The 12,654-nt window shown below is 71.2% G+C and carries 14 protein-coding genes; 6 read left to right on the forward strand and 8 right to left on the reverse strand.

Annotation, left to right across the window (positions count from 1 at the left end; all coding sequences use genetic code 11):
* Positions 1 to 84 precede the first annotated feature (84 nt).
* Positions 85 to 570 (reverse strand): Lrp/AsnC family transcriptional regulator, encoded by a 486-nt coding sequence (locus ACIPK3_RS24840; protein WP_402572964.1) that lies wholly within the window; start codon positions 568 to 570, stop codon positions 85 to 87.
* Between the two features lie 103 nt (positions 571 to 673).
* On the opposite strand from ACIPK3_RS24840, the gene ACIPK3_RS24845 reads away from it, so the two are divergent.
* Genes ACIPK3_RS24845 through ACIPK3_RS24860 form a run of 4 tightly spaced genes read left to right on the forward strand, consistent with a single transcriptional unit; the run spans position 674 to position 4,730 of the window.
* Complete coding sequence (locus tag ACIPK3_RS24845; RefSeq protein ID WP_402572965.1) at positions 674 to 1,429, forward strand: LytR/AlgR family response regulator transcription factor; 756 nt, start codon at positions 674 to 676, stop codon at positions 1,427 to 1,429.
* A gap of 9 nt (positions 1,430 to 1,438) precedes the next feature.
* Positions 1,439 to 1,792 carry a hypothetical protein gene (locus ACIPK3_RS24850; protein ID WP_402572966.1) on the forward strand — a complete coding sequence of 118 codons (354 nt, stop codon included), beginning with the start codon at positions 1,439 to 1,441 and terminating at the stop codon, positions 1,790 to 1,792.
* Positions 1,793 to 1,797: 5 nt separating this feature from the next.
* A complete protein-coding gene (locus tag ACIPK3_RS24855) occupies positions 1,798 to 3,528 on the forward strand; it encodes a cation acetate symporter (RefSeq protein WP_402572968.1) in 1,731 nt (576 codons plus the stop codon).
* Entirely contained in the window at positions 3,525 to 4,730 is a 1,206-nt protein-coding gene (locus ACIPK3_RS24860) for a sensor histidine kinase (RefSeq protein WP_402572970.1), read from the forward strand. The genes ACIPK3_RS24855 and ACIPK3_RS24860 overlap by 4 nt, the downstream gene beginning before the upstream one ends.
* Position 4,731: 1 nt before the next feature.
* On the opposite strand, the gene ACIPK3_RS24865 is transcribed toward ACIPK3_RS24860, so the two are convergent.
* From ACIPK3_RS24865 to ACIPK3_RS24885, 5 genes are all read right to left on the reverse strand, one after another.
* Entirely contained in the window at positions 4,732 to 4,911 is a 180-nt protein-coding gene (locus ACIPK3_RS24865) for a hypothetical protein (RefSeq protein WP_402572972.1), read from the reverse strand.
* An 83-nt stretch (positions 4,912 to 4,994) separates the two neighbouring features.
* Positions 4,995 to 5,945 (reverse strand): cytochrome c oxidase assembly protein, encoded by a 951-nt coding sequence (locus ACIPK3_RS24870; protein WP_402572973.1) that lies wholly within the window; start codon positions 5,943 to 5,945, stop codon positions 4,995 to 4,997.
* Between the two features lie 127 nt (positions 5,946 to 6,072).
* Entirely contained in the window at positions 6,073 to 7,098 is a 1,026-nt protein-coding gene (locus ACIPK3_RS24875) for a 6-phosphofructokinase (protein WP_402572974.1), read from the reverse strand.
* Positions 7,099 to 7,340: 242 nt separating this feature from the next.
* Positions 7,341 to 8,069, reverse strand: coding sequence for a type 1 glutamine amidotransferase (locus ACIPK3_RS24880; RefSeq protein WP_402572976.1), 729 nt, complete (start codon positions 8,067 to 8,069; stop codon positions 7,341 to 7,343).
* Between the two features lie 20 nt (positions 8,070 to 8,089).
* Positions 8,090 to 9,328: a MurT ligase domain-containing protein gene (locus tag ACIPK3_RS24885; protein WP_402572978.1), complete on the reverse strand. Its 1,239-nt coding sequence runs from the start codon at positions 9,326 to 9,328 to the stop codon at positions 8,090 to 8,092.
* Between the two features lie 151 nt (positions 9,329 to 9,479).
* Between ACIPK3_RS24885 and def the strand changes: the two genes are divergently transcribed.
* Positions 9,480 to 10,019 (forward strand): peptide deformylase, encoded by a 540-nt coding sequence (def, locus tag ACIPK3_RS24890; RefSeq protein WP_402572979.1) that lies wholly within the window; start codon positions 9,480 to 9,482, stop codon positions 10,017 to 10,019.
* A gap of 21 nt (positions 10,020 to 10,040) precedes the next feature.
* Here def and ACIPK3_RS24895 read toward each other — a convergent pair whose 3' ends face one another.
* Positions 10,041 to 10,682, reverse strand: a complete 642-nt coding sequence (locus ACIPK3_RS24895; RefSeq protein WP_402572981.1) for a TetR family transcriptional regulator — start codon at positions 10,680 to 10,682, stop codon at positions 10,041 to 10,043.
* A gap of 169 nt (positions 10,683 to 10,851) precedes the next feature.
* Here ACIPK3_RS24895 and ACIPK3_RS24900 point away from each other — a divergent pair, with 169 nt between their 5' ends.
* Positions 10,852 to 12,081 (forward strand): acyl-CoA dehydrogenase family protein, encoded by a 1,230-nt coding sequence (locus ACIPK3_RS24900; protein ID WP_402572982.1) that lies wholly within the window; start codon positions 10,852 to 10,854, stop codon positions 12,079 to 12,081.
* A 30-nt stretch (positions 12,082 to 12,111) separates the two neighbouring features.
* Here the strand turns inward: ACIPK3_RS24900 and ACIPK3_RS24905 are convergent, their stop codons facing one another.
* Positions 12,112 to 12,654, reverse strand: a complete 543-nt coding sequence (locus ACIPK3_RS24905) for a cupin domain-containing protein (RefSeq protein ID WP_402572983.1) — start codon at positions 12,652 to 12,654, stop codon at positions 12,112 to 12,114.

Below are 12,654 nucleotides of genomic sequence, written 5' to 3' on the forward strand. Positions count from 1 at the left end.
CGACAAGGAACAACAGCTGCGTAGACACGCAGGAACGCTGCGTTGTGACCCGTAAGGACGCACGAGTGCTGCGCGCCGTGATGTTTACTCCGGCGCCGCCTGTGTCGCGCCCGCCTCCGGGCTCTCCGGCAGCAGATGCGACAGCACCATCACGCTGATCGTCTTCCGGATGAACGGCTCCACCCGGATCCGCTCCAGCACCTCCTCGAAGTGCCCCACGTCCCGCGCCCGCACATGCAGCAGCGCGTCCGCGCCACCGGTCACCGTCATCGCGGCCGTGATTTCCGGATGGTTGCGGACCACCTCCGCCAGGCGCCGGGGTGGCGCCGCCCCCTCGCAGTACACCTCCACATACGCCTCCGTGCGCCAGCCCAGCGCCGACGGCTTCACGGTGGCCGTGAACCCCGTGATCACACCGGTCTCGCGCAGCCGGTCGACCCTCCGCTTGACCGCGGTGGCCGACAGCCCGACCGCCCCTCCGATCTCGGCGAAGCTCGTCCTGGCATTCGCCATCAGCGCTGTGATGATCTTCCGGTCGAGCTCGTCGAACGCGGCGGTCGTGCTGTTCATGTCGGCACTGTATCCAGCATGATCGGGCACCCCGGCGGATGTACTGCCGTACGGATTGTTCTTCCGGGTCCGTTCCGAACGACAGGCCCTAGACTCCACCTTCATGCTGCGTGCCCTCGCCGTCGACGACGAACGCCCCGCGCTGGAGGAACTCCTCTACCTGCTGCACGCCGACCCGCGCGTCGGCAGCGCCGAGGGCGCGGGCGACGCCACCGAGGCGCTGCGCCGCATCACCCGCGCCCTGGAGTGCGGACCGGATGGCCCCGAGGCCATCGACGTGGTCTTTCTCGACATCCGGATGCCCGGCCTGGACGGCCTGGAGATGGCCCGGCTGCTCACCGGCTTCGCCCACCCGCCGCTCGTCGTCTTCGTCACCGCCCACGAGGACTTCGCGGTCAGCGCGTTCGACCTCGAGGCCGTCGACTACGTCCTCAAGCCGGTACGCAAGGAACGCCTCGCGGAGGCCGTGCGCCGGGCCGCCGAACTGCGCGGCGCCGCCCCGCGGATCCCCGTCCACGAACCCGACCCCGACCACATACCCGTCGAACTCGGCGGCGTCACACGCTTCGTGGCCGTCGACGACATCACCCATGTCGAGGCGCAGGGCGACTACGCCCGGCTGCACACCGGCGGCGGCAGCCACCTCGTACGCATTCCGCTGTCCACCCTGGAGGACCGCTGGCGCTCCCGCGGCTTCGTCCGCATCCACCGCCGCCACCTCGTCGCCCTCCGGCACATCGGCGAACTCCGCCTGGACGCCGGCACGGTGAGTGTTCTGGTCGGTGCCGAGGAGATCCAGGTCAGCCGACGGCACGCGCGCGAGCTGCGGGACCTGCTGATGCGCCGGACCACGGGATAGGAGTCCCAAGTGGAGCCCACCGAACGCCGGGTCGTCGTCACCGGACCCGCCCGCCACGGCCGTCGTACCCCCGGCCACTACCGGCCGCGTACCGAGATCGACGAGCAGACCACCCTCGGACACACCTACGTGCGCTCCCTGATGCGATCCCAACTCAGAGCCGGAGCAACCGTGTTCGCGGTACTCGCACTGCTCGTCGGCCCGCTGCCACTCGTGTTCGCCGCCGTCCCCGACGCGAGCCGCCTGAAGTGGCTGGTGCTCGGGTTCTGCCTCTACGCACCCATGATCGTGCTCGCCCGCTGGTATGTGCGCCGCGCGGAACGCAACGAGCGGGACTTCGCCCGCCTGGTCGAGGACCGCTGACGCCGGTGAACTCCGGTTACGCCGTACCCGCCGTCGCCCTCGTCGTCGTGGCCACCGTCCTCGTCGGCGCGTTCGGGCTACGGGTCTCCCGCACCACCTCCGACTTCTACGTCGCCTCGCGCACCGTCGGCCCCCGCCTCAACGCGGCCGCCATCAGCGGCGAATACCTCTCCGCCGCCTCCTTCCTCGGCGTCGCCGGACTGGTCCTCGTACAGGGCCCCGACATGCTCTGGTACCCGGTCGGCTACACCGCGGGCTACCTCGTCCTGCTGCTGTTCGTCGCCGCCCCGCTGCGCCGCTCCGGCGCCTACACGCTCCCCGACTTCGCCGAGGCCCGGCTCGCCTCACAGGGGGTGAGACGACTGGCGGGAGCCTTCGTCGTCGGAGTCGGCTGGCTCTATCTGCTGCCCCAGCTCCAGGGCGCGGGGCTCACCCTGGCGGTGCTCACCGGGGCACCCGACGCACTCGGCGGGATAGTCGTCGCCGTGGTCGTGGTGGCCACCGTCGCCGCCGGCGGCATGCGCAGCGTCACCTTCGTCCAGGCCTTCCAGTACTGGCTCAAGCTCACCGCCCTGCTCGTCCCCGCCCTCTTCCTGGTCCTCGCCTGGCAGAGCGACGGCGCCCCCACCCACGCCTTCGAGGAACCGGCGTCCTTCCGCCGGCAGCACACCGTACAGGTGCACGACACCGTGGACCTGAGACTCGACCGGCCGCTGACCGTCACCGTGCGCGGCACGGTCGACGGCCGACCGCACCACGGCACCCCGACCACCCTGCCCACCGGCACCCACCGCGTCGCCGCCGGTACCCGCCTCACCTTCCCCCACGGGGCACCCGTCCCGGCCGCCGGCCACGGCGGCACCGGCGGCATGTCCACCTCGCTCGCGGCCGGCCGGGAGGAACGCCCGCTGTACGCCACATACGGACTGGTCCTCGCCACCTTCCTCGGCACCATGGGCCTGCCACACGTCGTCGTCCGCTTCTACACCAGCCCGCACGGCGTCGCCGCCCGCCGCACCACCGTCGCCGTCCTCGCCCTGGTCGGCGGCTTCTACCTGCTGCCGCCCGTCTACGGCGCGCTCGGCCGCCTCTACGCCCCCGAACTCACCCTGACCCACAACGCGGACGCGGCCGTACTGCTGCTGCCCGACCGGATGATCGGCGGCACCGGTGGCGACCTGCTCGGCGCGCTGGTGGCCGGCGGTGCCTTCGCCGCGTTCCTGTCCACCGCCTCCGGACTGACCATGGCGGTGGCCGGTGTGCTCACCCAGGACGTCCTGCCGTCCCGGGGAGTACGGCACTTCAGACTCGGTACCCTGCTCGCCATGGCCGTGCCGCTGGCGGCGAGCGCACTGGTGGGCGGACTGCCCGTCGCCGACGCCGTCGGACTGGCCTTCGCCGTCTCCGCCTCGTCCTTCTGCCCGCTGCTCGTCCTCGGCATCTGGTGGCGTCGGCTCACCCCGCCCGGCGCCGCCGCGGGCATGCTCACCGGCGGCGGCTCCGCCTTCCTCGCCGTCTCCGCCACCATGGCGGGCCTGCCGGGCACCGGACCGCTGTACGCCCTGCTCGCCTGGCCGGCTCTGTGGTCGGTGCCGCTGGGCTTCCTCACCATGGTGCTGGTGTCCCTGGCCACCCCGGCGCGGGTACCGACCGGGACGGGGGCGATCCTGGCCAGGTTCCATCTGCCGGAGGAACTGGCGGGTGGGGGAGCGGTGCGGGCGGAGTCCCGGGCATGAGCGGCTTCCTGGCCGGACTCTGCGTCGCCGTCCTCCCGTTGCTCGCCGCCGGGTTCTGGCTGGGACGGCGCACCGCGCGGCCCGAGCGGCTGGGCGGACTGGGCACGCCCGTCGAGCACGCCACCTTCCAGACCCTGCACACCGCGTCGCTCGCCGCGCCCGCACTGCGGGCCGGGCTCACCGGGGAGACCGCTCGCAGATCGGCCCGCAGACTGCGCTCGCTCCTCGGCACGGACGCCCTCTGTCTGACCGACCGGCGGGAGGTGCTGGCCTGGGACGGTGTGGGCGGCCACCACCGCACCGAGATCATGGAGCGCCTGGCCGGGGCGCTGGAGACCGGCCGGGGCGAAGCGTTCCGGCTGGACTGCGCGGCCCCCGACTGCCCCCTGCGCTGGGCCGTGGTCGCCCCGCTCACCGTCGACAACCGGGTGCACGGCGCGCTCGTGGCCTGCGCGCCACGCGAGTCCGCCGTCCTGGTCCGGGCGGCCGGGGAAGTGGGCCGTTGGGTGAGCGTCCAGCTGGAGCTGGCCGATCTCGACCGCTCCCGGACGAGACTCATCGAGGCCGAGATCAAGGCCCTGCGCGCCCAGATCTCCCCGCACTTCGTCTACAACTCACTGGCGGTCATCGCCTCGTTCGTCCGCACCGACCCCGAGCGCGCCCGCGAACTGCTCCTGGAGTTTGCCGACTTCACCCGCTACTCGTTCCGCAGGCACGGCGACTTCACCACCCTCGCCGACGAACTGCACGCCATCGACCACTACCTGGCACTCGTCCGCGCCCGCTTCGGCGACCGGCTCTCCGTCACCCTCCAGATCGCCCCCGAGGTGCTGCCGGTCACTCTCCCGTTCCTGTGCCTGCAACCCCTCGTCGAGAACGCCGTCAAGCACGGACTGGAGGGCAAGTCCGACACCTGCCGCATCCAGATCACCGCGCGGGACGCCGGCTCCGAGGCACTCGTCGTCATCGAGGACGACGGCGTCGGCATGGACCCCGTACTGCTGCGCCGCATCCTCGCCGGGGAGATCAGCCCGTCCGGCGGCATCGGCCTGTCCAACGTGGACGACCGGCTCCGTCAGGTCTACGGCGACGACCACGGCCTCGTCATCGAGACCGCACCCGGAGCGGGCATGAAGATCACCGCCCGGCTCCCCAAGTACCAGCCGGGCGTGCACTCCGCGCGGCTTCTCGACGCGGAGTGACTCAGATGCGCTGAGTGACGAACATCGCGGCCGTCAGCAGCCCCAGCACCACCCATCCGAACCACAGCCAGCCGTTGCTGCCCAGTGCCACGGAGTACGCCGTCACCGCGACGAGGCCGCCGACCGTGAGCGCCCCCATCGTCTTCGTGGAACCGTTCGCAGAACCGGGTGAACCGGGCATCGCGACACCCTCCTCGTGGTTGGTCCCTCGCCTCCATAGTGCCCCGGCTGCACACTCCCGCGGTGCGTAAGGCGAAAATCAGATCACCCTTCGCGGGCGTTCAGCGACGCGAGATAGGCGTTGTACGCCGCCAGCTCCTTGTCGCCGTCCCGGTCGGCCGCCCGGTCCTTGCGCCTGGCCTGGCGCTGCTCCGAGCCGTACCACTGGAACAGCAGCGCGATCAGCACCAACACGGACGGAATCTCACTGAACGCCCACGCGATCCCGCCGGCCGCGTTCTGGTCGGAGAGGGCGTCGATGCCGAGCGAGGCGGGCGGGTTCCGGAACGTCTCCACCATCGGCGTCGACCCCATCATCAGCGCGATGCCGAAGAACGCGTGGAACGGCATCCCCGCGAACAGCTCCAGCATCCGCATCAGATACCCGGGCCGGTACGGCCCCGGGTCCACACCGATGATCGGCCAGAAGAACACCACACCGACCGCGAGGAAGTGCACCATCATCGCGATGTGCCCGGCCCTCGACCCCATCAGGAGGTCGAACATCGGCGTGAAGTACAGCGCGTAGAGGCTCGCGATGAACAGCGGAATCGTGAACGCCGGGTGGGTGATCACCCGCATGTAGCGGCTGTGCAGCAGCGCCAGCAGCAACTCGCGCGGCCCCTTGCGGCCCTTGCCCGCCACCGGCAGCGCGCGCAGCGCCAGGGTGACCGGCGCGCCCAGCAGGATCAGGATCGGCGAGAGCATGCTGATCACCATGTGCTGGACCATGTGCACGCTGAACATCACCATGCCGTAGTCGTTCAGCCGGGTGCACATCACCAGCATGATCGTCAGCACACCGGTCACGTACGACACGGTCCGCGCCACGGGCCAGGCGTCGCCGCGCCGCCGCAGCCGCGCCACACCCCAGCCGTACAGCCCGAGCCCCAGCAGGCAGGCGACGAGGAAGAACGGGTCCGCCGACCACTCGAGACCTCGCCCCAGCGTGAACGGCGGCAGGTCCATGGTCATGCCGTGCCCGCTGTGATCCATCCGCCGGCTCCTGGTTCGTGGGGGTTGTGCGCTGTCTGTCCACAGCTGTCTGTCCGGACCCAGACTAGAACCGCCCCCGGTCACGGACGTGACCGGGGGCGGTTTCGCGCGGGGGCGGCCTACTGGCCTACAGCACGCACTCGGCCTCCTCGTACCGCTCCCGCGGCACCGTCTTCAGGGTCTCCACCGCCTCCGCCAGCGGCACCATCACGATGTCGGTGCCCCGCAGCGCGGTCATGCCGCCGAACTCGCCCCGGTGCACCGCCTCCACCGCGTGCCAGCCGAAGCGGGTGGCCAGCACCCGGTCGTACGCCGTCGGTGTCCCGCCCCGCTGCACATGGCCGAGGATGACGGGACGCGCCTCCTTGCCGAGGCGCCGCTCCAGCTCCACGGAGAGCTGGCGGGCGATCCCGGCGAACCGCTCGTGGCCGTAGACGTCCTTGCCGCCCTCGTCGAACTCCATGCCGCCGGGCCTCGGCTTGGCGCCCTCCGCCGCGACCACGATGGCGAACCGCTTGCCCGCCTCGAACCGCTCGCCGACCCGCTTCGCCAACTGCTCGATGTCGAAGGGGCGCTCCGGTACGACGATGGCGTGGGCGCCCGCCGCCATGCCGGAGTGCAGCGCGATCCAGCCCGTGTGGCGGCCCATGACCTCCACGATCAGCACACGCTGGTGGGACTCGGCGGTCGTCTTCAGCCGGTCCAGGGCCTCGGTGGCGACGCCCACCGCCGTGTCGAAGCCGAAGGTGACGTCGGTGACGGCGATGTCGTTGTCGATGGTCTTGGGCACTCCCACGATGGGCAGGCCGTTGTCCGACAGCAGCCGGGCCGCCTTCAGCGTGCCCTCACCGCCGATCGGGATGATCGCGTCCAGACCGAGCTCCGCGACATGCCCCCGGGCCCGTGCCACACCGTCCCGCAGATGCTCGGGGCGAACCCGTGAGGACCCGAGGATGGTGCCGCCGCGGGCCAGGATGCCGCTCACGGCGTCGAGGTCGAGTTTCAGCCAGTCGCCCTCCAGGAGGCCCTTCCAGCCGTCCCGGAACCCGATGACCTCGTCGCCGTGGTCGGCGACGGCACGGTGCACGACGGACCGGATGACGGCGTTCAGACCGGGGCAGTCGCCGCCGGACGTGAGGACACCAATGCGCATAGCCCGAAATACCTTCTCAACGTGGGCCGGGGCCGGACCGCGCTGTCCGGTGGGATCCCGGTCACCCTACCGGCGTCTGGGGGTGGCTCCGTAGCGGGCGTCCGCCTGCTGGACGCGCCCGCACATGTGAGCGGACGGCCTGTCAAGCGGGCCCGGGGGCGACCCTGCCGGAAGGTACTCAAAGCCTCCTCCAGTACGTCTGGAACCAGCGCGTCTGGAACGCAGTACGTCTGGAGCGCCTGCTACGCGGGCTGCTGCGCGGCCGCGATGCGCTCACCGCGGAGCGCCTCGTACCACCGGTCGTCGAGCGGCGGCAGCGCGTTGACATCGAGCGCCAGCTTCAGCAGCAGGTCGGCGATCTGCGGGTTGCGGGCGAGCACCGGGCCGTGCATGTAGGTGCCGAACACGGTGTCGTTGTACGCCCCTTCGGTGCCGTCCCCGGTGCCGTTGCCCTTGCCCAGGCGGACCTGGGCGAACGGGCGCGCGGTGGGGCCGAGCTGGGTGATGCCCTGGTGGTTCTCGAAGCCGGTCAGCTGGGGCAGGCCGAGGCGCGGGTCGATGTCCGCGAGGACGTCGCCGACGCACCGCTCTCCCGTCCCGCGCACCGTGCTGACGTCGAGCAGCCCGAGGCCGGGCTCGCGCTGGCCGAGGTCGTTGACGAACTCGTGGCCGAGGATCTGGTAGCCGGCGCACACCGCGAACACGATCGCGCCGTTCTGCACAGCCTGGTACAGATGCCCGTCGCGGCGCAGCCGCTCGGCTGCCAGTCGCTGCGGCCGGTCCTCGCCGCCGCCGATCAGGTAGATGTCGCCGGAGGTCGGGATCGGCTGGTCGCTGCGCACGTCCAGTCGGGCCACGTCGAGGCCGCGCTGGCGGGCCCGCCGCTCCACGACGAGGGCGTTGCCCTGGTCGCCGTAGGTGCTGAGCAGGTCGGGGTAGATCCACACCAGCCGCAGTTGGTTGTCGCTCATGAAGTGATCGTCCTCCCTGTTCAGTTGCCGACTACGCGGCGCAGGTCCTGGAACGCGGTGTAGTTCGCGATGACCTCGATCCGGCCCGGCGGGGCCTGCTGGACCGCCTGGTCGAGGTTCTCGCACACCTGGAAGTGCTGGTTCGCGACCTCCAGACGCACCGCGAGGTCCAGCTTCCGGTCGCCGATGACGAAGATCGGGTGGCCGGTCAGCCGGGTGTAGTCGACGTCCCACAGCCAGGAGGTGTCGGTGCCGTCGGCGCCGCGCGCGTTCACCGAGAGGATCACCGGGGCCGGCGGCGGGTCGATCAGCGAGAACGTCTCCAGCCAGCCGGCCGGGTTCTTCGCCAGCAGCAGACGCAGGTCGCGGCCCTGGTACTGGACGACGTCGTAGCGTCCGGCGACCGCCTGCACCTGGTACATGCGCTCCAGCGCGACCTGCGGGGGAACGCCGAAGACGGCGGCCACGGCCGCGGAGCTCGCGGCGTTGGCCTTGTTGGCGCGGCCGGGCAGCTGGAGGTGGATCGGCCAGGCCGAGCCGTGCGGGTCGAGGACGTGGTCGCCGGACAGTGCCCAGCTCGGCGTCGGGCGGCGGAAACCGCAGTCGCCGCAGAACCAGTCGTCACCGGGGCGCTGCATCACACCGCCGCAGGACGGGCAGGACCAGGCGTCGTCCTTCCACATCTGTCCCGCGGCGACCCAGATCACATTCGGCGAGGAGGACGCGGCCCACACCACCAGCGGGTCGTCGCAGTTCGCGACGATCACGGCCTTGGAGCCGGCCAGGCCCTCGCGCCAGTTCTCCGCGAGCATGCGGGTCTCGGCCGCGCGGTCGAGCTGGTCACGGGAGAGGTTGAGCAGCGCGATGCACTTCGGGGAGGTGTCCCTGGCGACGCCGGCGAGGTACTTCTCGTCGACCTCGATCACGCCGAACCGGGCCTCGGAGCCGCCGGCCAGCGCGGAGGTGATGCCGGCCGGCATGTTGGCGCCGAGCGCGTTGGAGACGACCGGGCCCGCGGCCCGCAGTGCCTCGGCGATCAGCCGGGTGGTCGTCGTCTTGCCGTTGGTGGCCGAGACGAGGACGCAGTCCAGGCTCTGGGCGAGGCGCCCGAGGAGGTCGGGGTCGAGCCTCAGCGCGACCTTGCCGCCGATCACCGATCCGCTGCCGCGTCCCGCGGCCCGCGACGCCGCCGCGACCGCCTTGCCCGCGGTCACGGCGAGCTTGGCCCGCGGCGTCAGCGGGTCCGAGTTGCCTGCCATCAGTTCTCGATCCTCCTTGGCGTACGCGCCGCGCGTGAGCCATCCGGCAACGTGGTGTGGACATCAGCCTATCGAGATCTATTCGCACACCCGAATCCCGGCCCACGTCAGCGCGGCGGGGACGGCCTCCGGGCACCGTACTCTTGCCGCCATGCGACACGGTTCCATTCCGGGCGCCCGCGGGCGCGTCCGGCCCCTCACCCTGCTCGGCGACCCGGTGCTGCACGCGCCCTGTGCCGAGGTCACCGACTTCGGTCCCGAACTCGCCGGGCTGGTGGAGGACTTGTTCGCGACGATGTACGCGGCCCGGGGGGTGGGGCTGGCCGCGAACCAGGTGGGGGTGGCTTCACGGGTGTTCGTGTACGACTGCCCGGACGACGAGGACGTCCGGCACCTGGGCCATGTGGTGAACCCGCGCCTGGTGGAGACGGACGGGGTGGTGCTCCGGGGGCCGGAGGGCTGTCTGTCCCTGCCCGGTCTCGAGGCGGGGACGGAGCGGTACGACCATGCCGTCGTGGAGGGCTTCACCATGACCGGGGAGCCGGTCACCGTGCACGGCACCGGCTTCTTCGCGCGGTGCCTCCAGCACGAGTGCGACCATCTGGACGGCACGGTCTACGCCGACCGTCTCACCGGCCTGCGCGGACGCAGACTGGCCCGCCAGGTCCGCCGGGCGTCCTGGAGCCGGTGACCGACGGGTCCGGCGCGCGGGTCAGAACCCCGGGCCGCCCACCTTGTCCCCGGCTGCCGCGAGCCGTCCCCACAGCAGGTCGGCCAGACTCCGGACCAGTTCGGCGCGGGAGCAGGGACGCTCCCCGAGCCACCAGTCGCCCGCCGCGTGCATCATGCCGACGATCCCGTGGCCCCAGACCCGGGCCAGCTGCTGGCTGCCCGGCCCGAGGTCCAGCCGCTCCTCGATGACCTGGGCGAGTTCCTCGCCCATCCGGCGCAGCAGCGGCGCGGAGTGCCTGCCCACGTCGAAGCCCTGTTCGCCGCCCCCGATCTCCGCGGGGTGCATCAGGAAGCGATAGACCTGGGGCCGTGCCTCGATGGCCGCGAGGTAGGTGTCCAGGGTGGCCTCGACCCGCTCCCGCCGGTCGGCAGGGGCGTCGACCGCGGCCCGCAGCGAGGCCAGCAGCGCGTCGGTGTGCCGCTTGGCGAGAGCGGCGTACAGTCCGCCCTTGTCGCCGAAGTGGCGGTAGAGGATGGGCTTGGTGATACCTGCCTCGGCGGCGATGGCGTTCATCGAGGCGTGCGGGCCGTCGCGCAGCACCACTCGGTCCGCGGCCTCCAGCAGTTCGCGCCGACGGCGGTCGGCGGATCGTTGCTGGTCGGTCGGCTGTGTGGTGTCCATGTGCTCTCCCCACCCGTGCTGTTTCGGTGACGCCTGCGCAAACTAACACTGAAGGCGTTCCCGACATCGAACGGGATGCCGACCGGGTGTCCGGAGTTGACTTTCCCTACTGACGGGTAACAGACTCGGGTTACCGCTAGTAACACGCACTGCCGCCGCTGGAGGGGACATGGCCGAGTTCACCATGGAGCTCAACGACGAACAGAAGGAGGTCCGGGACTGGCTGCACGGCTTCGCCGCCGACGTCATCCGCCCCGCGGCCGCCGAATGGGACGAGCGTGAGGAGACTCCCTGGCCTGTCATCCAGGAGGCCGCCAAGGTCGGCATCTACTCCCTGGACTTCTACGCCCAGCAGTACTTCGACCCCACCGGCCTCGGTATCCCGATGGCGATGGAGGAGCTGTTCTGGGGCGACGCGGGCATCGCCCTGTCCATCGTCGGCACCGGCCTCGCCGCCGTGGGCGTCCTCGCCAACGGCACGGAGGAGCAGATCGGCACCTGGATCCCCCAGATGTACGGCGACACCAACGACGTCAAGGTCGCGGCCTTCTGCTCCTCCGAGCCCGACGCCGGCTCCGACGTGGCCGCCATGCGCACCCGCGCCGTCTACGACGAGGCCAAGGACGAGTGGGTGATCAACGGCACGAAGACCTGGGCCACCAACGGCGGAATCGCCAACGTCCACGTGGTCGTCGCCGTGGTCGACCCCGAGCTCGGCTCCAAGGGCCACGCCTCCTTCATCATCCCGCCGGGCACGCCCGGACTCTCCCAGGGCCAGAAGTTCAAGAAGCACGGCATCCGCGCCTCGCACACCGCCGAGGTCGTTCTGGAGAACGCCCGCGTCCCCGGCTCCTGCCTGCTCGGCGGCAAGGAGAAGCTGGACGAGCGGCTCGCGCGGACCCGGGAGAAGACGAAGGCAGGCGGCGGCGAGCGGGTGAAGAACGCGGCGATGGCCACGTTCGAGGCCAGCCGTCCCGCCGTGGGCGCCATGGCGGTCGGCACCGCGCGCGCCGCCTACGAGGTCGCCCTCGACTACGCGAAGACCCGCGAGCAGTTCGGCCGTCCGATCATCGACAACCAGGGCATCGCCTTCCAGCTCGCCGACATGCGCACCCAGATCGACGCCGCCCGGCTGCTGGTGTGGCGCGCCTCCTGGATGGCGGTCAACGGCAGGCCGTTCACCGCCGCCGAGGGATCGATGTCCAAGCTGTTCGCCAGCGAGACCGCGAAGCAGGTCACCGCCCAGGCGATCCAGATCCTGGGCGGCAACGGGTACACGCGGGAGTACCCGGTGGAGCGCATGCACCGGGACTCCGCGATCTACACGATCTTCGAGGGCACGAGCGAGGTCCAGCGCCTCGTCATCGCGCGCACCCTGTCAGGGATGCCGATCCGGTAGCGCCGGGTCGGCGACCGCCGCGGCGGCGTCTCAGCGATGCCGCAGCGGCGTCAGCTGCTCGATGTCGTACTTGGCCCGCAGTGCCTCGATCGCCACCTGGTCCGGCGGGCCCCCGCTCCCGAGGATCTCCAGCAGCTCCTCGAAGTACCGCTCGTGGTCGGGCGGGGGAGAGGCCTGGAAGAACATCTTCGCGGGCGTCTCCGTCGGATTCGAGAAGGCGTGCGGGCAGCCCGGCGGTACGACGATGACCGTGCCGGGAGTCGCCCGCACCACACGGTTGCCCGAACAGGACTGCCACTTCTGCCAGTTGTCTGGCGTGCGCACGCGCGGCTCGAAGGCGAGCACGTCCAGCTCGCCTTCCAGGACGTAGAACAGCTCCTCGCTGCGCGTGTGCACATGGGCGCCGACGTCGAAGCCCGGCGGGACCTCCACCTCGAAGGTGGAGGCCATCCGGGAATGCTCGCCGGTCACCTTGAACGTCACACGCTGGGCGGGCGTCTGCACCACCCGGCCGTGGCCGGGCGGCACCAGCAGCCCCTCGGAGGGAACGGTCAGTCCTTCGGTCGTCGTCAT

This window comes from Streptomyces sp. NPDC086787 (assembly GCF_044745865.1).
In the GTDB taxonomy this organism is placed as follows: domain Bacteria; phylum Actinomycetota; class Actinomycetes; order Streptomycetales; family Streptomycetaceae; genus Streptomyces.